Raw genomic sequence first — 25,729 nt, 5'->3', positions numbered from 1 at the left:
CGCCGATCCTTGCGATCGGCGCTTTTTTGGATATTTCAGCCTCCTGGCACATGTACGAACGCTAACGGATCTCACGGGCGCTATTTTCGGAAAATCGACGAATCTGAAATTGTAACGGAACTGTGCGCCGCTATTTGACGATGATGAGCCCGATTTCGCAAGAAAACGTCGAATTAAGATCGCCCATTTCCGTTAGATTTCAAAAAGAGGGGTTTTTGGCGAAATAACGTCTGTGGCTTCCGTCTAGATGAAATAGAAACAGCTGTCCGGCCTACATTGGGACGGCGGAAGCCTCCGCAACAACGGCGCGGTTCCGGCCGTCACGCTTCGCTTTATACAGCGCCGCATCGGCGCATTGGAAGAGCTGTTCTGCGGTTTGCGCCTGCAGCGGATATTGGGCAATGCCCAGCGATACCGTTACAGGCTTACCTGTAGGACTTAACGTTGTTTCCATCGCCGTGCGAAGCCGTTCGGCAATTTCCAGTGCCCCTGACTGGTCTGTATGGGGAAGCAGGATGACAAATTCCTCCCCGCCGAATCGGCAGCAAATATCGCTGGGTCGCGCTGCCTGCAGCATAATAGCGGCCAAATGCTTCAGCACCTCGTCGCCGACATGATGGCCGTATGTGTCGTTTACGCTTTTGAAGCGATCGATATCAACGACGATAATCGCATAGGGCAGCGCTGCCGCTATCCATTGCCCGGTCGCCTCTTCCATTGCGCGCCGATTGAAGAGCCCGGTCAATTGGTCGGTGGCGGCATCCTTGGCCAGCATCGCCGCTTGCCGCTCGTTGGCTTCTACCGCCAGGCTCATGGCACGGCTCAGCCGGTGTGCTTCCTTATTCCAGTGGGGAAGAAACTCTGTTTTTGCCACCGTCTCTCCTTCAGAAAGCCGGACTGCGAGGCTGGATAATCCGACGAACGGCCGGGCAAGTTTGATGGCAATCCAGATCGCGCAGGCCATCATTATAATCACAGGCAGCATCATATTGAGCAGCTGATCCTTAACGAGCTTGTCCAGCTGTTCATAGATGGCATCCTCTGGTGTTTGCATAACAACTCCCCAGTCGTTGTCTGCGACCGAAGAGTAGCCGGCCAAATTAGCAGTACCGCGGCTGTTAACAACCTGATCTTTCCCGCTTTCTCCGCGGCTCAGCCGTTGAACAATCGGATTACCGCTCACATTCTCCCCGAGTCTTGCTGTGTCCGGATGGTAGATCAGGTTTCCTTCAGGACCGACGATATAAAAATAGGATCCCGTTTCGTTCGTACTGCTGGAACCGAAAATATCATTGATAATATTCGGCTCCTGCAAATAGATCGTCCCGCCGATCATCCCGCGATAGCGGCCGTTTTGATCGAATACAGGATAGGACATGAGGACAATCAAGCGGTTGGTTGAACCGATATAAGGCGGCGATAAGTAAGGCTTGCGCGAAGTGAAGGCGGCTTGGCCGGCTTTTGTCGACAGCGGCTTCCCGGCAATCCCCACCGAACTTGGCGAGACATGTCGAATCAGCCCCGTCTCATCAGCCCAAAACAAGGAATTGAAGTAATTGCTGCTGTTGTGGATTTGATCCAGCTCAGCTTGAAGATCGATTTGGCTGTTCTCATAATGCTTCGATACGTAAGATGCGGTCGATTGCAAATTTTGCCTCATCGACTTGAACAAAGTGGTAATCGTCTGACTCATCTTCGCAGCGCTGTCGTAGTTGAGCTCCAGCGTCGTCTGAAAGAGGGAGTCTTTCTCAGTACGGTAAGAGACGACAATTAACGTAATGGCAGTTAGCACAATGGAGAGCGATATTAATAATGGAAGCAAAATAATTAGACTGATTTTTTTATTTTCTTTTGACAATGATCGGGTACGTGCCATGACAATCCCTTTCTGTTTCCGATAAATTCCGCTGATGTTCATCATTTTAATTCGACAAAATGCCGCTGTTTCCTCTAAAAATTAGCCGGCAAAAGACTTGTTTCGCCAAGTCTTTTGCCGGGTTTGACGTCCTTTGCCTTTAATGTTATATTAGGGTGACTTGAGGCATTCCGCATCTTTGGCGGGGTGCCTTCCTCTATTTTGAATATATTTTACATTTAATGCCACATCCTTTGGGATGAAAGAGCCTCAGGAGGTAATGCGATGATTCAGGTAAAAGAATTTGTAGACACTGATAATTCTTATGCAGAAAACAAGGCAAATCAATTTTTGGCGACGCTGGATGAGAATCAATTCATCGATATCCGTTACGGTTCCGTTCTTAAACCATCTCATACCGGTACGGCACAGCAGCGCAGTTCCATCCTTGTCATCTATCGCACGAAGCAATAACTCAATAATAACTGAATGGGGAGATTGTGAATGGAAAGGGGATCGATTCCGTTGACGGCGCCCAAGCCTCCTCCTTTGCATGAACCGGGTTCAGCAGGAAACAACAGCAACCAGGACAGAATTGAAAGCAGATATAGAAGATTTTTTATGTTTGTCTCCGCATTATCCACGGCCGGAATTGTAATCATCGCAATATGCTACGCGTTTTATTACATGTTTAAGTGATTGCAGATGCTTAAGCTGAATGAAAAAGTTTGGGAGTGCTCCGGAAAGTCATGCTTTATTTGGATTTCCCAAGACAAGCTGACAAGGCGCAAGCCCAAATGCCCCGTATGCAACAAGACGATGATACTATCAAGCAAAATGGCCGGCCGGGTCAGCCGCCCGCTTTTTTTCAAATAGCGGGCCGCGGACTTTATTTTCTGCGACCTATTAAGTCATCTTGAAGTCAACTTCAGATGGCTTTTTTTAAAATATAAGAAAGTATAAGTTTCACCTTATACACAGCTTATATTTCTAAGGGAAGAAACTTGCCTCGCGCCAAGGACGGCGTAAGCCGTTTCTTCTTGATATAAGAAAATAATTCCTTCTTTATTCAAAATGTTTTTTTACGGTATAATATGCCTAAAATAAGCGTAAGGGAGGCTGAACATGTATAAATTGCTTTCAAGTTTAGTCTTGTCAGCAGTATTGCTGATTTTTGGGACCGGTTCGCAATTAGGCAATCCGCAAGTGGCTCCATCCGAAATGTCATCCCTGCAAGCGCTAAAACAAAAGGTTGTCTCGCAATTACAGAAGCAAATACCAGAAATCCAAGTCGACTATGACGGGAATAAAACTGAACTGTCTGAAAAAATTGCCGATGTCCTTAAGGAAGCGATTGCCGATAATGACTACATAGCTTACATTGTAGATTCATATTTTTACACGGTACGTACTTGGGGCGCTTCGGCCAAAATTAAAGTGAACGTTACCTATCGCGAATCGGCTCAGCAGACCGCCAAGGTCGAGCAGATGATCGATCGGCTGCTCCCGAAGATCGTAACCAAGAAGATGAGCGATAAAGAGAAGGTGAAAGCAATCCATGACTGGGTTGTGCGGAATTTGGCCTACGATGCTTCATTGTCCAGATATACAGCTTATGAGGCGTTGACGGAGGGCACGGCAGTGTGCCAGGGCTATTCCCTGCTCGTCTACCGGATGCTTGAAAAGAGCGGTATAGAAAACCGGATTATTGAAGGAGAAGTCGATACCGGGAGCCATGTATGGAATTTGGTGAAGCTCGATGACCGCTGGTATCATGTAGATGCGACTTGGGACGATCCAACTCCGGACAAGCCGGGCAAAGTAAGCTACACCTATTTTTTGAAGAATGATCAGCAGATGAAAAAGGATCATACGTGGACCAAGTCATATCCAGCGGCAAAATAAACAATACAATCACAAATCATAAGCCAAGCCGGGCATACCGCCCAAGCTTGGCTGATTTTATTCTATTCTATTCGGGGAGCTGAAGCATAGTGAGCGATGTACGTATTGAACGCGATTCGATGGGAGAAATTACTGTACCGTCTGACCGACTTTGGGGGGCGCAAACGCAGAGAAGTCTGCACAATTTCAAAATAGGGATTGAGAAGATGCCGTTTGAGCTTATTCGTGCCTTTGCCTGGCTGAAAAAGGCGGCGGTCCTTGCCAATGAGCAGCTGGGGCGCATCGACAGCGGCAAGGCAAGAGCAGTCGCGGCTGCGGCTGACGAGGTGCTGGCAGGCCAGTGGAATGAAGAGTTCCCGCTGGCAATATGGCAGACTGGCAGCGGCACACAGACGAATATGAATGTGAATGAGGTATTGGCGCGGCGGGCGGGTCAACTGCTGGCCAATAAAGAGCTGAAGATTCACCCGAATGACGATGTTAACCGCTCCCAAAGCTCCAATGATACATTTCCGACGGCCATGCATATTGCGGCATTAGTAGCGATTGAGGACGAGCTGCTGCCGGCCGTAAAACAGCTGAAAAATACGTTGATGAGGAAAAGTGAACAGTATGACGGGCTGATCAAAATAGGCCGCACGCATTTGCAGGATGCTACGCCGCTGACACTCGGTCAGGAAATAAGCGGGTGGGTGCGCATGCTTGAGAAGGGGGAGCGGAATATTGCGCGAAGCAGCGAAGAACTGCGAGAGCTGGCCATCGGAGGCACGGCAGTGGGCACAGGATTGAACACGCATCCCCGGTTCGGCGAGCTTGCCGCTGCGGAAATTAGCCGCCTGACAGGGAAAGCCTTCATAAGTGCGCCGAATAAATTTCATGCGCTGACAAGTCATGATGAGCTTGTATTTGTCCACGGCGCGATGAAGGCGCTGGCAGCGGACCTGATGAAAATCGCCAACGATGTCCGCTGGCTGGCCAGCGGCCCGCGATGCGGACTGGGGGAGCTTCGCATTCCGGAAAATGAGCCTGGAAGCTCGATTATGCCGGGGAAGGTGAATCCGACACAAAGCGAGGCGCTAACGATGGTAGTCTGCCAGGTAATGGGCAACGATGCGGCGATCGGCTTTGCGGCCAGCCAGGGCAATTTTGAGCTGAATGTGTTCAAGCCGGTTATTATCTACAACTTTTTGCAATCTGTGCGTTTGTTATCGGACGCGATCAAATCTTTTGATGAGCATTGCGCGACAGGCATTGAAGCCAATTCCGAAGCGATAGACCGTTATGTCCGGCAATCGCTCATGCTCGTCACGGCGCTCAATCCTCATATCGGTTATGAGAATGCCGCGGCGATCGCCAAGCTGGCGCACAAGGAAGGGCTGACATTGCGGGAGGCGGCCATCCACAGTAAGCTTATTACAGCGGAAAAATTTGATGAGGTCGTGCGCGCCGGGCAAATGATACAGCCGCAAGCGTAATTGGAGTATCGAGCTGCTAGGGGGATGGAGAATGTCTGCTGTCAAATCAGAGATTGAAATTGTTGTACGTTCTACGGAGATTGATGTGAACGGCCATGTGAATAACGCCAAATATTTGGAATATTTGGAGTGGGGAAGAGAGGACTGGTACGAGCAGGCCGGTTTTCACTATGATGTGTTTTTGCAAATGGGAATCCAGACCGTTACCGTCAATATTAATATTAACTATCGCAAGGAATGCCGTCAGGGGGAGCGGCTGTTCATCCGCACAAGGGCAGAGCGGGCGGGCAACAGCAGCTATGTGCTGCAGCAGGAGATCGTTAATGAGGCGGGCGCGCGCTGCATCGATGCGGCGGTGACATCTGTGACGATGGATGCGGCAGCCCGCAAAAGCACTCCCATTCCTGAACAGCTGCGCAAGCTGTTTCCGCATAACGATTAGCGGCTTGCCGGCCGCTCGTCGTTTGCTGTCGCAGTTTGGCAATAATGTTTTGCGTTCGCTGTCTATTTCAAGTATGATAATGAGAAGATTGTTTTTTATTAGCAGAAGAAGGAGCTTTCATTCCAATGAATTCGAAACCGAAAACGACTCATTGCAAAATTGTAGATTGTACAATCCGTGACGGCGGCCTCGTTAATAACTGGGACTTTAGCGTCGACTTTGTTCAGCATTTGTATAACAGCCTGAACGAAGCCGGCGTGGACTATATGGAGATCGGCTACAAAAACTCGCCCAAGTTATTGAAGGGCGCGGAATCTGCAGGCCCATGGCGCTTCCTCGACGATGACTTCCTCCGTGAAGTTATCCCGCAAAAGCTGAACACGAAACTGTCCGCCCTCGTTGATATCGGACGCGTAGACGAGAATGACATTCTGCCGCGCGAGCAAAGCCTGCTCGACCTGATTCGCGTAGCCTGCTATATTCAAGACGTCGAAAAGGCGCTCGAATTAGTGAAGCTGTTCCATGAGCGCGGCTATGAAACGACATTGAACATTATGGCGCTGTCCAACGTGATGGAAAACCAGCTGCTTGAAGCTTTCGAGCTGATCAACGACAGTGTCGTTGACGTTGTATATATCGTAGACTCCTACGGCAGCCTTGATCCAAACGACTTCAACTATTTGGTCGAGAAGTTCCAGAAGCATCTGCCGAACAAGCGGCTTGGCGTCCATACGCACAACAATATGCAGCTTGCCTTTGCCAATACGCTCATTTCGGCGCAAAAGGGCGTCGAGCTGCTGGACGCATCCGTATACGGCATGGGGCGCGCGGCAGGCAACTGCCCGACAGAATTGCTGGTAGCTCACCTGAAGAACACCAAGTACAACGTTCGTCCAATGCTCGATATGATCGAGAAATATATGATTCCGCTTCGCGAGAAGGAAGAATGGGGCTATATTATTCCGTATATGATTACAGGAATGCTGGACGAGCATCCACGTTCGGCGATGGCGATCCGCGGTACTGCGGATAAGGACAAAGCCGTTGACTTCTATGATAAATTGACGACGCCGGAAGTGCTGCACAGCAAGTAGCACCATGGCGCACGGATAACTGATCAATGGGGCTGTCCCGACCGAGCATTGCCGAAGAAGGCCGCTCAGCGGGGCAGCCTTTTTGCAACCACATAAGAATTTATAAGTTTCCAGGCTGCGCGGAAAAACAAATTCTTATTGGCGATAAAAACTACCTTTAAACGCGGTCGCTCATCCTCGAAGGACTTCGATACAAGTTTTTCTCAATTGATCTTGCTGGGGTGGAAACGAATGACATATGCAAAAATTTCAACACTAAAAATATATGAGCAGATCGCCGAGCAGCTGAAGCAGCATATTTTGGACGGAGGCTGGAAGAGCGGCGACAAGCTGCCTTCCACGAAGGAATTGTCCGAGCAGTTTAAAGTGGGCAGATCGACGATGAGGGAGGCGTTAAGCGCCTTGAAAGCGATGGGGCTGATCGAAATCCGCCATGGCGAAGGCTGCTTTGTACGGGCGGTGGAGCCGTCAGCCATTCAAATGCCAAGCTTTGATTCCCTGCTGCTTAGCAAAGAGACGATATTTGAGCTTATGGAGGCGCGCATAGCGCTAGAAGCGGCAAATGCGGCGATTGCGGCCGTAAGGCGCACGGACGAGGATCTGGATGCCTTTGCGGCGCTGCTGGACGTCATGGCTGAGCGGATCGGCGACGAAGCCTTTGGCGAAAGCTCGGATATTGAATTTCATCATTTGCTGGCCAAGGCGACGCATAATTCGATTATGGTGCGTCTGCTTGATACGATTTCCTCGCAGATGGAGGCAGCCATTCGGGAAGCGAGGCGCCTTCAGCTGTACGGGCATAAGAAGATGTCTGTCCGGCTGCTGGAGGAGCATCAGGCAATATTTGAGGCGGTCAGCCGGCGCGATGCAGCCGGAGCGGAAGCTGCAGTACGCGCTCATCTGACCCATGTTGAACAGGTGCTCCGCGATTACTTAGCCAGTTCGTAAACAGGAGGGGAGTGAATGCAGGTGGATGATCAATTGCAACGCATTATAACGAAGCTCGAAGCACGAGAACCGATACAGCAGCTGCTGCCGCAATCTGTTTGGGATGAGGAGCTTGATAACGAGATTGCCGACATACGGCTGCCTGACAAAAACCGTACAGCGGCGCTTGCCCTGCGGGCCGCTTTGCATTTGTGCAACGACAGTCTCGATCGCTCGCATGCCTTTGCCCAGCAGATCGAGCATGATCGTACAGGCGCATACTGGCATGGCATCATGCACCGGATGGAAGGCGATTATTGGAATGCCAAGTATTGGTTTCGGCAAGCGGGCAGCCATCCAGCTCTGCTGGAAGTGCAGAAGGCGGCTGGCGATTGTCTGGCGCAAACCTCCATGCCGGAGGGCGAAATCGGAAAGCGGCTTCGTGAAGCAGTGAGCGGTTCGTTATGGAATGCAGCCTCATTTGTCGATGCGGTTGAGCTGCAGGAGAGTGGTAAAGGGACAGAGCAGTCCGCTCTAGTATTGGAACGGCTGCAGCAGTGCGAGATGCGCGCGCTGCTGCGTTACACGCTCGATTGGGTATACTTATAACTCGACTTTTGTAGAGCGAACTGCGAGAGCGATATGGGTAGCGTCAGATAACGGATCCACGGTCCGCTTGGGTCCGCTTCGTTCGTGATGAACGAATGCTAACGGATGCCACAGCCGCTATTAGCGAATATTCGACCGATTTGAAATTGTAACGGAACTGTGAGCCCCTATTTGATGATGATGAGCCCGATTTCGCAAGAAAACGTCGAATTAAGATCGCTCACTTCCGTCAGATTTCAAAAAGGAAGGTAATTGACGAAATAAGGTCCGTCGCTTCCGTCTAGATGAAACCGCTTTGCAGGCGACCCTCCTTCAGCGCTTTAGCCCCCTGAACTCCGGTGTTAGAAGAAAAAACTTGGCGAGAGTACCAAGGACGGCGTCAGCCTTTTCTTCTCATCATTTCGAGACCGTTTGCAGACGCCGGCGGATAAAGTAGGCATCCTCCATCGTCACCGCCTGCTCACTAAATTGCGGCGCAGGCTGGACATGATTGCCGATAAGCCGGACATAAAATTTATTGTTTTGCGGCCTGACGTGCAATATGCGATCAGCATCCAGCTGACGATAAACTGCCGGCTCTACTTCGCCAGCCCATACCGTCAAATTGATATCGGTCTGCCAATCGTGAAGCGTTCCGTGGTAGCGCACGCTTCCTTCATCGAGCCACAGCACGCGGTCACCCCATGCTTCCCATTCATTCAGCTCATGGGTCGAAACGATGATGGTCCGGCCTTGTGCATGTGCGGCTACAAAGCGGGTAAAGTTTATCCGCTCCAGGGAATCGAGCGCATTCAGCGGTTCATCTAAAAAAATGTAAGCGGGCGTGGCGATCCATGCCTGGGCAAGGGCAATCCGTTGGCGTACACCTTGAGCCAGCGTTTTTATTTTATGGGAGCGGTATTTTTCCAAATTGAAATGCTCGATCAGCCGGTCAAGCTCGCGCGGCTCTACTCCGCCTTTGAGCTCGGATAAATAGTGAAGCAGCTTCGAAGTCTTCATCTCTTCATAAAGCTCAATACCGGTCGGTACAAAGCCGATCTGCGAACGGATTGTGGCCAGATTTCGTTCAACAGACATCCCGTTATAGCGAATTTCTCCTTCGGTGGGGAATTGAGCGGTGGCGAGCAATTGCAAAAAAGAGGATTTTCCCGCCCCGTTCCGCCCGACCAGCAATGTAATGCCGGGACGGAGGACGAGCCGCGGAACGGATAGCTGGAAATCCGATCCGTTCCTGCGCCAAGTAACTTGCCGGAGTTCCAGCATGGCTTATGTCCCTCCTTGATTTAAGGCAGCAATTTTGTGCCGTAGCTTCGTTTGTAGGCCATAGCGAGCAGCAGCAAGCCTGCAACGACCGAGGCAATTTGCAGAATGAAAGTATTCTGATCGTAAGCGAAATTGTCGATCGTAATAATACGCTGCGTAAAGCCGTTCCAGCTGATCCAGAAAGCGCCGGCGAAGGCGATCGCCGTCTTGAAGCCTTTCCACATCAGCGCGTAAGCGGCAATTCCGCTGACAAGCAGCAGCAGCGACATCCATTCCAGCATGAAGGGCAGAACCGGGAAAGAGGCTACTTGAACCGTCATATAGATTGATCCGGCGATGCCGTACAAAAGATTGAGACTGATGACGATCATCGTTCTGACGATCAGCAGCAGCGCCGGCGGGTATGGAGTAATCGTTTCAATCATGCGCATCTCTTTATTCCAGGAACGGAAGCTGTAGGCCAATGAAGCGAGCAGCAATGCCGGCAATACAAAGGTAAACAGCGCTCCGACTGAATGAGCGGTTACGCCATCGTGCGTCGGCAGAACGATGAGCAGCATGACAAAAACGAACAGGCTGGCAATCCAGTAAGCCTTGGAGTAGGAAGACAACTGAGAACGAATAAGCCGCAGCAAGGTTGGCCGTCTTGGCGTTCCGGCAGCCCGCTGCCCATAACGCTCATCCTCGCAGATTTGTTTCAGCTGTTCAAATTCAGGCTGTAAAATTCGCAAAAGCCGGGCGGTATCCTGAGAGGTTACCGTTCCTGTAAGCAGTTTGGATAAAGGCTGACGCAATTCGTCCTCTAGCAGTTGAAGCTCATTATCGTTTGGCATGCTCATGACGTCCGCCTCCTTTGGTGTCAATGCCCGCAGCTTGATCCGGGCGAAGACGCGATTTTAATTTACGCAAGCCGTTATATAAATGTGTTTTTACCGATCCGAGCGGCAGACTGACGATGTCGGCAATATCTTGCAGCTTCAAGTCCTGGTAAAAACGAAGCGTAATAATTTCTTTCTGTACTTCCGGTAAGGAATCGAGTGAATGCTGAATTTCTTTGCGCGTTTCCTGACGCTCGGCCAGCTCGACAACAGACGGAGTTGTATCCCGCTGCTCCGGCGGCTCGGCGAAGGAGGTTTGCACATTGCGATAGTGCGCGCTTTTCCAATAGTCGCGGCATAGATTAAGCGCCACCCGGTATAACCAGGCCTGAACATTATCCGGCGGCTTCCGTTCCTTCAACTGCCGAATGAGCCGCAGGAAGGTTTCCTGCACAAAGTCTTCAGCTCGCCCCTGGTCTCGCAAATGCCGCTGCAAAAAACCGGAAAGCGGAGCATGATAGCGATGAATAAGCGCCTCGAAACTGGCTTGATCGCCGGCTGCCATGCCATCGAGCAGTTCCTCATCCGTCATGTCAGCCATCACCTGCCTTTCTCTTCGTTCCAAACTTTAAGCCAATCCTTCCATGTAATGGTTGGGTAAATAAATCTTACCGGCTCAGCCTCGTTGAATGTCAGCCCGACGGGAGACAAATAGGTTACTTTCAGCCCTTGTTCATAAAAACGCAGCAGCACGCGCCTGACAAGCTCTTCTTGACCGTTATTATAAGCTGCATCCACCATTTGCAGCATTTTTTCATGCACAGGAGACAAAGAATACGTTCCGACTGTGCCCGGATCGAGATGCTTCTGCCACATATAAAAGGAAATAAGCTGCCGCAGCTCTTGAATGATGGAATACGTTTCTTCCTGCTTATTATTTTCGTCATCCCACTCTTCGATGTGCTCGTATTCCGCGATTATATCGCCGAATAGCATCATATTGAGAATTCGCGGCATGCGATCCAAAATGCTATTGTAGAGTGATTGATTCACAAGGAGCGTATCGCCGGCCATCGTAACCCCGATATATTCCTGGTCGCTCATCGTTTGTCCCATTGGAAGATAGATGATTTGCCGGAGTCTGTTCAAAGGGGCATCTGTCCATGCCTCAAAAAAGGCGCGCCGTTCTTTCAGCATTTCCAAAAAGCGTTTGCTCGCTTGGATGCTGCTTGCGGTAGTGATAACAGATACGGGCTCGCCCTCAAGCCTGACCGTTTCAAATTGCCCGCCCAAAACAAACAATTGATCGCCGCGATCCATCTTCCAGTGTCTGACTTCTGGCTTGTCGTCGGTTGCCGGCGGGATAGAAGCATACAGCATGCCTGGAAATCCGGTCATCGTCAACTCAAGGTCAGCCTTCGCAAAGGTTTGCGCATCTTCACGATTGCGCGGCGATTTGCGGTTAGCCGCAAATAACTCGGCGGCACCGGCGATCGGATACCAGCCCAGCGCGGCCGGCAAGTAAACATTTTCTTTATCGACAAAGCCCCGGTAATACGATCTGTCGTAAGCCAGCGCCCATTCATGGAGGGTGCCGCTATATTGAAACTCGATGACATGCGTATTTTGATTTTTGGTAAGCAGCGCACGGTCAAAGGAAACTTGTTCATGGTCTTGCCGCCAGGATGCTGCCTTGCCGTCTACAGTGATGCTGCTAACCTTTAATTGCGGATAAAGTAAAAAAGTGATATGTCCAGGCACATGCTCCCTCACTTCTGTAATACCTGGAGCTGCAGGTATCGGCTTGCCGCCCGCTGTTGGCAGCTCGATGACTGCTTTAAAGATGAGCGAGTTGTCCGGATGACGTGTAACGTCGATGGCCATCCGCTTGATGCTGAACATATAGGGCTCCTGTCGTTCATCCGCCGCTCCCTGCTTTACTGCCCGCGCCGCGCCGGCTCGTTCGTAGCGGTCCGCCCACAAACCGCCATAGGGAACAAGCGAGGCAATGGCGACCAGCAGCGCCGTCCACATGACAAGATGCGGCACCTTCGGTCTTCTGACAGGTCTTACTCGTGCCAATAAAGCGGATGCTGCAGTCAGCATAAACAGCCCGAAGGCGACATTGATGGCCAAGAGCAGCCGATGCTCCATCTTTTGCAGCTGCAAGCTCCAAGCTCCAATCGGCGAACTGGTTGAAGCGTTCATTAAATGATTAAGACTGAAGGCGTTCAAAGGATACAGATTGGCGATTTGGCTCAAAAACAGCGGAACGAACACCGAACCGAATATCCAGCCGCAAAAGGCGATCGGCAATGAAAAACGAAGCGGCATCAGCGCCCCCAGCAGCATGCCGAGCGATAAAGCGACGCCGAAAGACATGGCATACAAGAAAGTGAAAAAGATTAAAAACTGCAGTGCAGCGTACCATGCCAGCTGGTGTTCGTAAGCTGCGAATAAATAGGCAGCCTGCACAAAGACGATAAAGAGCCAGCAATAAAGATAGCCGGCGATCCATTTGCTAGCGATAAGCACACGGTTCGTAACCGGGAACCCGAGGCTCCATTCATAGACAGGATTGAATATATCCCGTCTGACAAGCAGGACGCCGAGCAGCACGGGAACGGCTGTCAAAAAAATCATCAGCTGGGTATGCACATTGCTGGCATGCATGTTAATATCTTGCCAGCGATTTCCGCCCAAATTCAAGCATTGCAGCAGCATCCAGCCTCCAGCGGCGGGAGGAAGCAGCAACGGCCAGCGCATCTTGAACAATAGCCGCAGCTCGAAAAGAACTTGCAACAGGAGCGCCCTCATAGCTGAAAAGCGGCTTGCCCGTTAGCGATTAACGCTAAGTAGCCATCCTCCATTGTAGGCTCGGCTGGCTCGGCATATGGAGTGGGCCGTTCATCAGCCAGCGTGCGGCACAGGATACCGTCGGGCGTACGCTTGGCGAGCAACAGCCGTTCCTGGGCCATAGAGCGCCATTCCGTCTGGGCGGCTTGCCATTCCCAAACACGGCCTGCCGCACATTGAGCAAGCCCGCCAAGGGAGCCCTTATAGCATAATTCGCCTTCCCTGAGCACGATAACATCTTTGCAGCTACTTGTTACATCACTCAAAATATGAGTCGACAATAAAACGACGCTGCGCATAGCCAGCTCTGCAAGCAAATTGCGCAATCTTACCCGTTCCTCCGGATCGAGTCCGGTCGTAGGCTCGTCAACGATAAGAATGTCCGGATTGCCGAGCAATGCCTGAGCGATACCGAGCCGCTTCACCATGCCGTGGGAGTAGGTGCGCACCGGACGGAAGGCGTTATCTTCAAGATGAACGGCATGAATGATTCGATCAACGTCTTTTTCCTGTTGGGCGCGGGTCCCTTGGCTGACTAAACGGGCGGTATGCAGCAGCAATTCGCGTCCGGTCAGCTGCGGATACATTTTGAACACTTGCGGCACATAGCCAATTCGGCTGCGGGCATACGACGTATTGCGCACGGATACGCCCTGGAGCAGCGCATCGCCGCTAGTCGGTACAAGCAGTCCGGCAAGCAGCCGCATTAAAGTTGATTTGCCGGCGCCATTGGGTCCAAGCAGGCCGTGCATTCCTCTCTCGAGGCGGAAAGTCAGCGGTTTGAGCGCCCATTCCCGTTTATATTTTTTCCCTAAGTTATAGGCAGCTAGCATGGGATCAATTCCTCCTGTGAACTAGACGAAGGGTAGCGTAAAAAAGTTTGACAGCTATAATTTTACCATTAGTTTTAGTCTGACGACGAAAAAATTGAGAAGAAACGGCTGACGCCGTCCTTGGTGCGAGGCAAGTTTCTTCCCCTGAAATTTTATAGAATTTATCAGGTAAAACATATAAATTCTATAAAATCAAAAAAGACGTTCACTAGTGAACGCCCTTATAACCTGCCTGCAGTTTATTTAAAGTAGTAGCGGCTAAGCGAGGCAAAAAAGCCATTGGACTTATCCGAACGGTTCGAGTCCAGCTGATCTCCAGTGTTTACTAGCGTGCGGAGTTCGGTCGGCAGCTGAAGCTCAAATCTGATTTGTTCGGCATCGAAGCGCTCATTCTTGGCTTCGATGACTGGATAAGTGATGCCGATGGGCAGCAATATAACGGCTAGCCCAAGGACAATGCCGCGTTTGAAGCGGTGAATAACTGTACGGCCACTGGCGCGGTGTATCGATTTGCGTATGGCCATCTGCCGCAGGGCCAGCACGATAGACAAAGCGATAAGCATCATCGAAATCAATAGCAATTCATAGTAATAGCTTGCTGACAACGGCGATATCAGTTTGTAAGCATAGATCAGCGAGCCGATTGTCATCGCCTGAACCGGAACGACGAGCCAGCCGCTTGCAGCAGCGCGGCGTTTCGTGCGGCTCAAGCCTTTCAGCGGATGATGTTCGACCGGCAGATCGTGGGCCAGCTTTACAAGCCGCGGCATAGTAAACATGCCCACCGCGATAAGCGGCAAAGCAATAAGCGGAATGAAGAGCAAAGCTTGATTGCGGATAAAATTCCAGCCGAAGGAGCCGGCATAGACGATGATGATCGCCTCACAGGCAGCAAGAAAACCGACAGCAGTAAGCAATTTAATATTAAGTTTGGCAGCCCGCCGCATCGTATCGATTTCGGTGCGGTAAGCGAGCGCTCCTGCACTATACCCGGCAACTAAGGCAAAGAGCGGATATAAAATTGCAAGTGCGGTATGCATCGCTAACATCGCCTGAATCATCATAAACGCCTCCGTTCCATTCAACTGTACTTATTTTACATCAAGTTGGCAAGCAGTTGAATTGTCCCTGGCCTAGTTTGAAGCCGGACTTTAGTCCAGTATGCGACCAGAGCGCTGGTAGGAGACGGAGGTAAATGAGGAAGCGTACAGGTGAAAAAGCCTATAACGGCGCGCCTATTGCCTGGATAATAGCATGATCGGAGGAGGCTGCAAGTGCGTGCTTCATAATGTCGCTGTCCGTTAAATCAAGCAAAATCGTTTTTTTGCCATTTTTTAATCCGCAGGCTAAAGTGTTCAGTTCCAGCAATTTTTCATGGGCAAAAGCTTTGGTCAGCCGGATAAGCGGGGGCGAGGCGGTATCCTCTTTGACAGTGAGAGGAAGCGAAGACAAGCTGCCGGCTGGCTGCAAAATAAGCCGATCAGCGGGTACAAGCGATTGCAGCCGCTCGATAAGCTGCCAGATTGCTGTAAGATCGGAGCGCCATGGGCTGCTGTCGATCACTCCGGCTCCCAGCCATTTATGCGGCGGTAACTGGTGAAGCTGCTGCAAATTGCTGCCGTTGTCATGCGCCAAGTCAAGCCCGATCCCTTCCACTGGCAATTGAAACAATTGTGCTGGCGAGCGAACGGCTCCAAAATAGGTTTGCACCATAATGTTAAGCTTCTTCGTTGGTGAATTATGGCACAACTGGGCAAGATTGCGCTGCAATGCACTGTATACATCGTGTATGAGATGATAATCATCCTCGCCGGCAAATGTTAAGGCCGGCTCATCGAATTGTACCCATTCAATGGCAGTGCCGGCAAGCTCATGGAGCAGTTGGGCATATACAGGTATGAAGGTATGCAAGATTGTACTCTGCGTCGGCAGCTGCCGAGCGGCGCTTTGCAGCAAGCCGGCGAAGGTATAGGGGCCGATAATGACAGGCCGCAGCCTGGAGTGCGCGTCTGCAGGAGCTTCTAATACAGCATCTAGCCAGTAGTTATAAGTTAATGACGGCATCGTGCCGGGCTCCCATTCGGGAACAACATAGTGCTGCTTAGTCTTAAACCAAGATTTGCGGCTGCATGCTGCAATCGGCTCCGCTTGCCCGCGGCGCCCAAATGCCATGGCCATATAGATTTCCGTTGCGGAAGCAAGCGAGCGAAAGCGTTCCGGCACGAGACCAAAAGCGACGGCTTGGTCAAGTACGTAGTCATAATAGCTGAAGTCTCCGACTGTTGCAAAATCAAGGCCTGCATCGAGCTGAAGCCGGATTTGCTCTTGCCGAAGGCGCGCGGCATGATTTATAAATTGTTGCTCTTCCATAAGGCCGTTTCTATAGCTATGAAGAATGCAGCTCCATTGCTGCTGCCCACAGCTGCGGGGAGAGCCGAGATTGGCGACGAGGCCACCACTTGATTGTAAGTTGTGAATACCAATCATTTGAAACCGAACCTCCTTAGATGTGACGACCAAATGGTCATGTAAATAAATATACATTATAATGAATAAAAATACAATCAGGTTATTTTTGGAACGATTTACTACCGCAAAAGCAGGCAACTGTGAGGCATGTGAACAGACGTTCCGTTATTTTGTCGAAAGCCAGCTAATTTTGGAGGTTACGCGGACAGACGTTCCGTTATTCGCCGATTTTGCTTTGTTTTCGCGGCAATTTGAGGAAAATAACGGAACCACGGTCCGCGAGTTGGCCGCATTAACTGTTTTGTCACAGATAACGCATCCACGGTCCGCTCGGGTCCGCTTCGCTCGCGCTTACAGATGTCCACAATTAATTGACAGCACGGCTTCGCATTCTTCTTTTTGAATGGAGCAGAATGGTGGTTGTAAGACTTTCAATTCCAGTGTTATAATAATCGCAAAAACGGGAGAAACCTATGAATATCTATGATATTGCCAGAGAGGCCGGGGTGTCGATTGCAACGGTTTCCAGAGTCATCAACAAGCCTGAGGCGGTGAATATTAAAACACGCGAGAAGGTATTGGAGATTATGAACAGCAAGAACTTTGCGCCTAAACTGGGTACAAGTGTCCAGCGGCCAAAGGAAATGGCCTTTTATACATCTGCGCAGTCGTTGCTTGTGGAGGGCAGCATCATTGCAGGAATAAGCGAAGTCACCTTCGCGGAACGAATGGGTTTGAAGTTGTGTCCGCTTGAAGATATACCGAAAAAGCCTTCTGAACTGGACAGCTATTTCGCTGAGCAGGGAATCGGTTGCGCAATTTTTACGACGCCGCCTTATTCGGAGGAGCATTACGCCCATATTGCGTCAGTCATTCCATCCGTGCTGCTATACAATCGGCTGAAAACAGCCGATGTTTCCTGCATTCGTGCTGATCATCATAAAGGCGGCTATGCGGCTATCCAGCATCTTGCGACAATGAGCCATACCGATATTGCTATCGTTGATGAGTTTAAATCCCCGGATCATCATGATAGGCTTGCAGGCGCCCGGGAGGCTGCGGCGGCCTACGGGTTGCCGGATTTCAACGAAGAACGGCTGATCAATGTGACGGAGCTGAGTGAATTGGATATGTGCGCGCAAATCGACCACTATTTGATGCGGTATCCATCGACGACTGCGCTGTTCGTCGCCAATGACAACTTTGTGCCCGCTTTGTACCGTCATTTTCGTGCCAGAGGTATCCGGATCCCGGATGATTTGTCGGTGATTGGTGCGGATGATGTGCCCGGGAGCGCCGATTTATTTCCGCCTTTGACCACGATCCGCCAGCCGGTGAAACAGATGAGTATGACGGCTGCTAGACATCTGATTGATATTCTTCACGGCACCACATCGCAAACAGAACCGGTTAGAGAAGTGTTCGAGGTTCAACTTATCGTTCGGGCATCAACACGCAAACTGGAAATTAAATAATTTCCAGGAGCATAGCGGTTCGGTACGAACGGCAGACGGGAAAAACGGCTGTCAAATCCCTTTTCGCACCACCTGTTTGGGAACGTTACAGTTCCGGGCAGGTGGTGCTTTTTGCTGTCTGGTGCAATTTTCGTTGACAATGGAGAAATGGCGGGACTATAATCTTTCTGTAAGATTTAATGAAACACTTACTGTAAAAAATGAAAGAGGTGGTAGCCAAACGTATTTTGGAAGGAGGTAGCATTCTTTTATTCTTATGGGAGCGGATTCATCATAATATTGCCTTTTCGAGGGGGAGACAGATGTTTCGCAAATGGATAAGCGGTTTTGTAGTATTCACGATGCTGGTTTCCGTTGTTCCAGCAACTTTACCATCCGTTTCGGCGGCTGATTCAACTGTAGTCTACAATATGCTGAACGCTGACTTTGACGGGCCGCTTGCCGGGACCTGGGACAGCACGGGGGCAATCCAGCAGCAGAATTACTTGTCTATGAAGCCGGGAAGTGCCATATGGCAGGGCATTCGAGTCACAAATGATGATAGAGGGCCATCCGTCGCCGATATCGTTTACGCGGAGGCAGAGGTGACGATAGACCCGGACGCGACAGCCGATGCGAATGTGCTTGTACGGATCAATGACGGCGGTGCCCCACTGGCCGAAGTTAACGATCTGTCGGCTGTGGACAGGGGAGAGACAGTAAAACTGACGACACAGACGATGAACAATGGCGGGAGGATTGGCGAAGGAAAGCCGACGTTATATGTGGTGCACAATGATACGCAGGGCACAATTGATATCCATGGCATTAAGTTGTGGGGGGTGAGGGAAGACGGTACCCGCATTGAGTATCCGCTGGAGAATGCCAGGTTTGCATCGCCTCCGAACGGGAGAGATTGGGGGACGGCCGGCAGCGTTGAACGAAAATCGGCACTGCTAATGCATCCGGGCTCATCCGCCTGGCGAAGTCTCGCAGTCGGTGACGAAGAAAAGCAACCGCATGCCGGAGACAAGATGGCGATTTCGGCCAGCCTGCTGATTCCTCCGTCCGCAACTGTAGTACCGACTGTAGTGGCAAGGGTCCATGATGGAGCGGGCACGCTGCTGGAAATCAATGATTTGACGGCTGCGAGGAAAGGGATATGGAGTACCGTCCGCAATGAGACGCATACACCGGTTCCGGACGGAGCCAAGCAGCTTCGGGTGGAGCTGCGCAACGATGGTGATGCGCCGGTCAGGATTACGAACGTGCTGGTAACAGGTACCCGCGAAAACCGTACTTATGACTTGAACGGAGACGGTATAGTCGATGATGCCGATCTGGCGTATCTGGAAGAGGCGGTTGCCAACCATTCAGGAAATCTAGCCTTCGATTTTGACAAGGACGGGGAACTGACGGAGAAGGATGTTTCGTTCTTCCGGAAATACGCACTGGAAGATCCATCGGAAGTTTACGTCAACTTCGATCATTTTCGGTTCATCAATGAGAAGGTGACGATCGACGGCATTCCGATGTTCATTTCGCATTTATATGCCGAACCGTTGGATCGCAACGATTTGAGCAAGGGCTACAAATGGGTCGGAGATCCGCAGGAAGGCGTGTCGGCGCTGGATGATGTTGCCCGCGCAGTCATTGTTTATGTGGAGCACTACAATACGTACCATGATGCTTACAGTTATGAAATGATCAAACGAGGCTTATCGTTTGCCATGTGGATGCAGTCTCCGGAAGGGGATTTCGACAATTTCGTAGCAGAGGACGAGGAAGGACGCTTCTATAAAAAGGATAGTCACTCCTCATACACGGACTTCAGCTTCTGGGCGATCCGCGCTTATGAGGCAATGGCAGCTGCGATGCCAGTGTTTAAAAGGGAGGATGCGGATTTTGCCGCAGCTGTTCAAGCGCGGCTGGAGTTGTGCCTGGAGAGACTGCGGCAAAAAGTTGAGCCGAATTATGGCCGTTACCGGACGGTTGAGGGCAAACAGCTTCCGGCCTGGCTGTTACTTAATGACAACTGGTTGACTTCAGGCGCCATCTCCGCCCTTTCATGTCATCTTGCTGTATTGCCGGAAGGCAGTCAGAGAGAGACAGCTTTGCGTTTGATTAGCATGTTGGGAGAAGGGTTGGCTCAGGCTCAGTCAGGCGATTTTGTCACGTATCCGCTTTCCGGATTCATGCATAGCGGAGATACCTGGTATGAATGGGGCAGTATTCAGGTAAAAGCGATGGCGCTTGCCGGGAAGTATGCCGAACGGCCGGAATGGATTCAGGCAGCCGAACAGGCTGCAGACAGTTTCCTGAGCGACTTGCTCATTTCCGGACGCGCGTTCCAGATCGCCCCAAATAAATCACCGTACCCGCAGATCAACTATGGTACGGCCAGCTACGTCGAAAATCTCATTACGCTGTATCAGGTTACCGGTAAGGTAAAGTATGCGCAGCTCGCCGGCATTGCGGCTACGTGGTGGACCGGCAACAACCGTGAAGGCGTTAGCATGTTTAATCAATCTAACGGCGCTGTTTACGATGGCCTAACGGACAGCGATGTCAATACGAACAGCGGGGCCGAATCTGTCGATGAAGCATTGCGGGCGATTTTGCGCATCAAGCGAATACCGGCTGCACTGCGTCTTATGACAGGCACCCGCATCGACAGCAGGGGCGTGTCGGTTGTGGAGGCTGAGCATTTGTTCCGTCAGGGCGCGCAAGATGATACAGAATTATTTTTTGATGATCAGGGGTTGAACGATGCCACGCGCGCGCTGCGCAAACAGAGCAACGTTCCGCAGACGGATGAAACTGCTGTTTATGAGGACGCAACTGCCGTAGATACAGAACAGGAGATCTATCCGGGCTGGTTCGGCAAACATGCTATTTTTGTCGAGGCTATCGGACATAACAATGTCCGGATCTACGACAGCGGCTATTTGTACCGGGATATCCCGGTTGGCAGCAACGGTCAATTTCAGATTGGTGATTCCGTCAAACTTGATTTTATGGGTCTCCTTCAGTTTGATGCGGATCTTACGGCTGAGGTACTTGCTGTGAATGCTCAGGGTGAGACGACACTGCTGGCGGATGACAGCGCTATGAGCTACTTGTACCGGACCTGGTATTCCGGGCAATCAACGATCAAGACGACGCCACAGGCACAGATACCGGCAGGGACGGTGAAGCTGCGGGTGAAGTTTTCCAATTCTTCAGTGAATCCGAATCCGGCAGAAGGCTATGTAACGATCACCCAACCCCGGCTATTTCGGATAAGTGTTCCGGAAATCCGTTATGGCAGCGCGGCCTTCTCAGGTGGCAGCTACGTCCATATGGCTGCTGACCAGTCGAGGACTTTTGAAGTACATGTACCGGCGGCGGGTGATTACGACATCTACGCCAGCGCTGTTCTGCGCAAGGAAGCAGATGCAGCACAGTTAAAGATCAAGCTGAACGATGGACCGCAGCTCGGGACGAAATTGTCCGGTACGGAAGGGAAAGTGGCGATTGTTCATCTGGGGAGCGTGCATCTTGCCGAAGGGGACGGGCAGTTAATGCTTAGCAGTGACGGCGCTGCTGCAGATGTGGATGCCATCTATCTGTATCCTGCGGAATCCTGGTCGGTATACCGTACTGTGGACGGAGGCGCGGTCAAAATCGTACGCGACAGCTATAGTCGCACCCTGTTCGCCGGTACGCCGGAGCAAGCCGATGCGCGTGATCGGATTCATCTTGCGGGCGCCGACTATATTGGTGAAAAGGGCGGGCTTATACGAATCAGCGGCATTGTGACTAAGTCCGGCGGGAGCGCGGCAAGTATGACGATCGTAAGGGTCGGTATTGGCAACGTACAGGCTGAAGGGGAAGTGCGGACGGATGCGAACGGGTCCTTCACAGCGATCATCCGCATACCATCCGCATGGCAGCCGGGGCGTTACCGGGTGGAAGCAGCCACGGACAAAGGAATCGTCACGCAGCTTGTAGAGATTCCTGTGCGTGACTCCGGCGGACAAGAGACGGAAGAGCCTCCGGCCTTTCCGGCAACCAACCTTCCAGCCGGCCCAGGCACGAGTAAGCCTGTACCTTCCGGACAGGTCATTGTAGATACCGCGGCACTGAACGTGGATACGGGAGGATACGCGCATATCGAGCTCCCGAAGGGGGCCGATTCAGTCATGATTATGGGAGACCTCAGTCAGCCGGCATTTGCGGTTCTTGAAGTCAAAACGGCAGCCGTGACGCTTCTCTTTCCTGCTTCCGTGTTGACAGCAGCTTACATCAAAGGAGGATCTCCGCGGAAGGACGGCGGAATAACTGTCCGAATCGTGGAACAGTCGAACGACGAAGCTAACCGGCTGCTTCGGGGGATTCGGAACAGCCAAGTTCCAGGTGGCGGCACCTATGATTTGAACGGGAAGATTTTTCGGCTGGAACTTGTTGTCACAGGAGAGGACGGCCGAGTATTGGCAACAATCACCACGTTCGAAAAATCGGTAAGGCTCTCGTTTGCGCCGAGTACATTTGCTGACCCTGAAACGGCAGGGATCTATGGCTTGCTTGAGAAAAGAGCGGAATATGCGGGCGGGCGGCTTCAGAACGGCTTCCTGACTGCAGAACTGCGTCATTCCGGCACGTATGGCGTGCTGACTTTCACGAAGCAGTATAAAGATGTGCCTGTCATGCATGCCGCTTACAATGCAATCCGTTATTTGACCGCGAAGCATGTCGTACAAGGAGGAGACAACGGTACGTTCAGACCGCTTCGTGCGTTGACCCGTGCAGAGTTCGCGGCTATGCTCGCACGGGCGTTTGAGCTCCCGGCCGATAGCGGAAAATCCGCCGGATTCAAAGATATCCCGTATGGTGCTTGGTTTGCGCCGTATGTGGCTGCGGTCACTGAAGCGGGACTGTTTCGGGGGAGATCACCGGAAATATTCGATCCGAAAGCTGATCTGTCAGCGGCGGAGCTGCGCGTCCTGCTGCAACGGGTTGCCGTATGGTCCGGCACGAAAGTGATGCCGGACCTGCAGTTGTCCGGGAGTGAACAGGAGGCAGTCAACAGGGCGACCGCCGCACGCAGCCTGTATAAAACATTAAAGGATATCGAGAGTGCCGGTCCTGGCATGGATGAGGAGCGTTAGTATAACAATGATGCAAAAATGGAACATATTCTCGCTGAACGGCACCGACTGGCGGCTGACCGGCTGGTATCCGAATCAGTGGCGTCCCAAGCTCTCCATGGAGCTTGGCGTCACGATCCATCCGGCGGTAAGCGGGGTTGCGGCAACTGTCCCAGGTTCCGTCCAAACAGATCTGCTCGCTGCAGGCCTGCTGCCTGATCCGTTTGTCGGACTGAATAGCCTGCATTGCGAATGGGTGACGCAGCGGGAATGGGTATACGAGAAGAATGTGCAAATTCCTGCCGGGTGGCCGCAGGAGCGATGCGAGCTTGTGTTCGAGGGACTCGACTATGCCGGGACGGTGTTCTGGAACGACGAGCAGGCAGCAGAATTTGAAGGGATGTTTGTGCCGGTCGTCATAGACTTGACGGGCCGATTGTCGCCTGATGGAGAGAATAAACTGAAAGTGGTATTTCGGCTGCCGCCTGAGGTGGATGGCCAAGTAGGCTATTCCTCGCGAATCCGCCATCTGAAGTCGCGGTTCAACTATGCTTGGGACTGGTGTCCGCGGATGGTTGCTGTTGGCATCTGGCGGGATGTATTTATACGAACTTATCATGGTGCCGTCATTCGTGATTTCTATCCGCATGCGCAGCCGCTAGAGATGAATGAGGGGATCGTGGATATCCGCACCGAAGCCGACATCTTCCGTCCCGGAACGTACGACTGTCTGTATACGGTCGAAGACGGTGAAGGGCGCGTCCTGTGGGAAGGAAAGCAGCAACAGGAACTGGGAGCGGGCCCGGTTGTGCTGGCGATGTCGGCTGAACTGGAAAGCATTGCACTGTGGTGGCCCCGCGGCATGGGCGACCAGCCTTTGTACCGGGTGCGGCTCACGCTGCTTGACGAGATCGGACAGATCTGTGACACCGCGGAACGGAACGTCGGATTCCGCCGCATTGAATGGACGGCTAACCCCGGCGCTCCCGCAGGGGCGATGCCCTATACGGCGGTCGTCAACGGAATTCCCGTATTTTTGCGCGGGGTCAATTGGGTGCCGGCATCGCCATATTATGGCGCCGTAACGGAGCAGGATTACCGCAAGCAGCTTGATCCGCTTGCTGATATGAATGCCAATCTCCTTCGGGTGTGGGGCGGCGGCATTATTGAGAAACCGGCGTTCTACGATTATTGCGATCATGAGGGGCTGCTCGTCTGGCAGGAATTTCTGCAATCATCCAGCGCGCTCGACAATTGCCCGCCTGACGATCCGGACTTAGTGAAGGCGTTGTCCGCCGCAGCCAAGCATGCGATCCGCGAAAAGCGCGCGCATCCAAGTCTGCTGTTATGGTGCGGCGGTAACGAGCTGATGTGGGAAGGGTTCCGCCCCGTCGATGAGCGTCACGCCAACATCGCGATGCTGGCGAGGTTGGTCAGCGAGCTTGACCCGGACCGGCGCTTCCTTCCGGCCAGCGCTTCGGGTCCTGCTTTCTGCGCCAGCGCGGCGGATTTCGGCAAGGGGGTTCACCACGATGTACACGGTCCGTGGGTCTATGCCATGGACCCTGATCACTATACATTTTTCAACGGCGATGATGCGTTGTTCCGCTCCGAGACAGGTACGCCGGGCGCATCGCGGGGCAGCTTGCTGCGTGAGCTAAGGGGGAATTGCGCCGTCTGGCCGCCAACCGAGAACAATCCTTATTGGGTGCATCGCGGCAGCTGGTGGGTGCCGTGGGAAACGGTTAGCGGAGCGTTTGGCCCCTGGAGCCTGACAGAGGATGAATTGGAAACTTTCGTCATGTGCAGCCGCTTTCTTCAGAAAGAATCAGTACGTTATGCGGCGGAAGCAACGCTCAGGAGGATGCCGGAAGCATCGGGCTTTGTGGTCTGGATGGGCAATGAACCGTTCCCGAACTGTGCCAATACGTCGATTCTGGAATGGGACGGCATGCCTAAACCGGTCTTTTACGCGCTGAAAAAGGCTTTTTCTCCCTTACACGTATCGGTACGTTACGATAAGGCATCTTACATGAGGGGTGAGACTTTTCGGGGGGATTTGTTTCTGCACGGCCCTGAAATCCCATCCGAGATTATAGTTCATGCCGTTGCTTGCGATATTTTTGGCAGAGTGCTGGCCGAATCCTTCTATCAACCGGCTGTCGGTTTTGCGGTATCTCCAATCCTGCTTGGAACAATTGATTTTGCCTTACCGGAGTTGGAGGGGCGGGTGTTCTTTCTGAGATGGGAGCTGCGGGATGAATCGGGCCTGGTTTTGTCCACTGCAGCCTATATTTATACTGTGGACGGCCAGTACGCCTTCGACGCACTCCGTTGCCTGCCGGCAGCGGGACTTGGCGCGGAATTGGCGGGCGGCCGGACCGTGATGCTCCACAATCACTCTGCAGTTAGTGCCGTAGAGGTATGGCTGGAGGGAGAGAGCAATGAAGGCAGCCCAGTCTTCGCGGATAACGGGATTATGCTGCTTCCCGGTGAGTTGCGGGCGGTTTCCTGGACCGGGGCAGAAGAAAGGCTGTCTGTACTTCGCTTGGAAGGTTTTAATGTACGAACGACACTTAGCTTTGCGCAATGAAAAGAGA

General features: G+C 52.0%; 19 protein-coding genes. 11 read left to right on the top strand and 8 right to left on the bottom strand.

The genetic code is table 11. From position 1 onward, the window contains the following. Nucleotides 1-271 precede the first annotated feature (271 nt). Entirely contained in the window at nucleotides 272-1,876 is a 1,605-nt protein-coding gene (locus ACFQ0N_RS11340; protein ID WP_379325949.1) for a sensor domain-containing diguanylate cyclase, read from the bottom strand. Between the two features lie 264 nt (nucleotides 1,877-2,140). Here ACFQ0N_RS11340 and ACFQ0N_RS11335 point away from each other — a divergent pair, with 264 nt between their 5' ends. The 8 genes from ACFQ0N_RS11335 to ACFQ0N_RS11300 all read left to right on the top strand — a co-directional run bounded on the left by ACFQ0N_RS11335 (nucleotide 2,141) and on the right by ACFQ0N_RS11300 (nucleotide 8,307). Beyond that, nucleotides 2,141-2,329, top strand: a complete 189-nt coding sequence (locus tag ACFQ0N_RS11335) for a sporulation protein Cse60 (protein WP_379325947.1) — start codon at nucleotides 2,141-2,143, stop codon at nucleotides 2,327-2,329. Nucleotides 2,330-2,560: 231 nt separating this feature from the next. Further along, a complete protein-coding gene (locus tag ACFQ0N_RS11330) occupies nucleotides 2,561-2,731 on the top strand; it encodes a cold-inducible protein YdjO-related protein (RefSeq protein WP_379325945.1) in 171 nt (56 codons plus the stop codon). 249 nt (nucleotides 2,732-2,980) lie between these two features. Then, complete coding sequence (locus tag ACFQ0N_RS11325; protein WP_379325942.1) at nucleotides 2,981-3,760, top strand: transglutaminase domain-containing protein; 780 nt, start codon at nucleotides 2,981-2,983, stop codon at nucleotides 3,758-3,760. 89 nt (nucleotides 3,761-3,849) lie between these two features. Next, on the top strand, nucleotides 3,850-5,235 hold the full coding sequence (gene fumC, locus ACFQ0N_RS11320) for a class II fumarate hydratase (protein WP_379325940.1): 1,386 nt from the start codon (nucleotides 3,850-3,852) through the stop codon (nucleotides 5,233-5,235). 31 nt (nucleotides 5,236-5,266) lie between these two features. Further along, the gene (locus ACFQ0N_RS11315; protein ID WP_379325938.1) at nucleotides 5,267-5,677 is read left to right on the top strand and encodes an acyl-CoA thioesterase; all 411 of its coding nucleotides are present in this window, start codon (nucleotides 5,267-5,269) and stop codon (nucleotides 5,675-5,677) included. 125 nt (nucleotides 5,678-5,802) lie between these two features. Further along, on the top strand, nucleotides 5,803-6,771 hold the full coding sequence (locus ACFQ0N_RS11310; protein WP_379325936.1) for an aldolase catalytic domain-containing protein: 969 nt from the start codon (nucleotides 5,803-5,805) through the stop codon (nucleotides 6,769-6,771). Between the two features lie 231 nt (nucleotides 6,772-7,002). Next, entirely contained in the window at nucleotides 7,003-7,719 is a 717-nt protein-coding gene (locus ACFQ0N_RS11305) for a FadR/GntR family transcriptional regulator (protein WP_379325934.1), read from the top strand. Between the two features lie 15 nt (nucleotides 7,720-7,734). Further along, nucleotides 7,735-8,307, top strand: coding sequence for a hypothetical protein (locus ACFQ0N_RS11300; protein WP_379325932.1), 573 nt, complete (start codon nucleotides 7,735-7,737; stop codon nucleotides 8,305-8,307). 396 nt (nucleotides 8,308-8,703) lie between these two features. Here ACFQ0N_RS11300 and ACFQ0N_RS11295 read toward each other — a convergent pair whose 3' ends face one another. The 7 genes from ACFQ0N_RS11295 to ACFQ0N_RS11265 form a co-directional block, all read right to left on the bottom strand. Beyond that, entirely contained in the window at nucleotides 8,704-9,570 is an 867-nt protein-coding gene (locus tag ACFQ0N_RS11295) for an ATP-binding cassette domain-containing protein (RefSeq protein ID WP_379325930.1), read from the bottom strand. Between the two features lie 20 nt (nucleotides 9,571-9,590). Continuing rightward, on the bottom strand, nucleotides 9,591-10,409 hold the full coding sequence (locus tag ACFQ0N_RS11290; protein WP_379325928.1) for a hypothetical protein: 819 nt from the start codon (nucleotides 10,407-10,409) through the stop codon (nucleotides 9,591-9,593). Next, nucleotides 10,390-10,989 carry an RNA polymerase sigma factor gene (locus tag ACFQ0N_RS11285; RefSeq protein ID WP_379325926.1) on the bottom strand — a complete coding sequence of 200 codons (600 nt, stop codon included), beginning with the start codon at nucleotides 10,987-10,989 and terminating at the stop codon, nucleotides 10,390-10,392. Before ACFQ0N_RS11285 ends, ACFQ0N_RS11290 begins: the two co-directional genes overlap by 20 nt. After that, nucleotides 10,989-13,190 carry an ABC-2 transporter permease gene (locus ACFQ0N_RS11280; RefSeq protein ID WP_379325924.1) on the bottom strand — a complete coding sequence of 734 codons (2,202 nt, stop codon included), beginning with the start codon at nucleotides 13,188-13,190 and terminating at the stop codon, nucleotides 10,989-10,991. The genes ACFQ0N_RS11285 and ACFQ0N_RS11280 overlap by 1 nt, the downstream gene beginning before the upstream one ends. Nucleotides 13,191-13,201: 11 nt before the next feature. Next, nucleotides 13,202-14,077 carry an ATP-binding cassette domain-containing protein gene (locus ACFQ0N_RS11275; RefSeq protein WP_379325922.1) on the bottom strand — a complete coding sequence of 292 codons (876 nt, stop codon included), beginning with the start codon at nucleotides 14,075-14,077 and terminating at the stop codon, nucleotides 13,202-13,204. Nucleotides 14,078-14,316: 239 nt separating this feature from the next. Continuing rightward, nucleotides 14,317-15,138, bottom strand: coding sequence for a hypothetical protein (locus tag ACFQ0N_RS11270; RefSeq protein ID WP_379325920.1), 822 nt, complete (start codon nucleotides 15,136-15,138; stop codon nucleotides 14,317-14,319). 160 nt (nucleotides 15,139-15,298) lie between these two features. Further along, nucleotides 15,299-16,564 carry a hypothetical protein gene (locus tag ACFQ0N_RS11265; protein WP_379325918.1) on the bottom strand — a complete coding sequence of 422 codons (1,266 nt, stop codon included), beginning with the start codon at nucleotides 16,562-16,564 and terminating at the stop codon, nucleotides 15,299-15,301. A gap of 455 nt (nucleotides 16,565-17,019) precedes the next feature. On the opposite strand from ACFQ0N_RS11265, the gene ACFQ0N_RS11260 reads away from it, so the two are divergent. The 3 genes from ACFQ0N_RS11260 (at nucleotide 17,020) to ACFQ0N_RS11250 (ending at nucleotide 25,722) form a co-directional block, all read left to right on the top strand. Then, a complete protein-coding gene (locus ACFQ0N_RS11260) occupies nucleotides 17,020-18,021 on the top strand; it encodes a LacI family DNA-binding transcriptional regulator (protein WP_379325916.1) in 1,002 nt (333 codons plus the stop codon). Between the two features lie 302 nt (nucleotides 18,022-18,323). Further along, nucleotides 18,324-23,150 carry an S-layer homology domain-containing protein gene (locus ACFQ0N_RS11255; RefSeq protein ID WP_379325914.1) on the top strand — a complete coding sequence of 1,609 codons (4,827 nt, stop codon included), beginning with the start codon at nucleotides 18,324-18,326 and terminating at the stop codon, nucleotides 23,148-23,150. 7 nt (nucleotides 23,151-23,157) lie between these two features. Then, entirely contained in the window at nucleotides 23,158-25,722 is a 2,565-nt protein-coding gene (locus ACFQ0N_RS11250) for a glycoside hydrolase family 2 protein (protein ID WP_379325912.1), read from the top strand. Nucleotides 25,723-25,729 lie beyond the last annotated feature (7 nt).

Origin of the sequence: Paenibacillus sp. GCM10027626 (assembly GCF_042676285.1) — a bacterium.
Lineage (GTDB): Bacteria > Bacillota > Bacilli > Paenibacillales > Paenibacillaceae > Paenibacillus_Z.
Note: the sequence above shows the minus strand (reverse complement) of the source record. Positions and strands in the feature narration are given on the sequence as shown.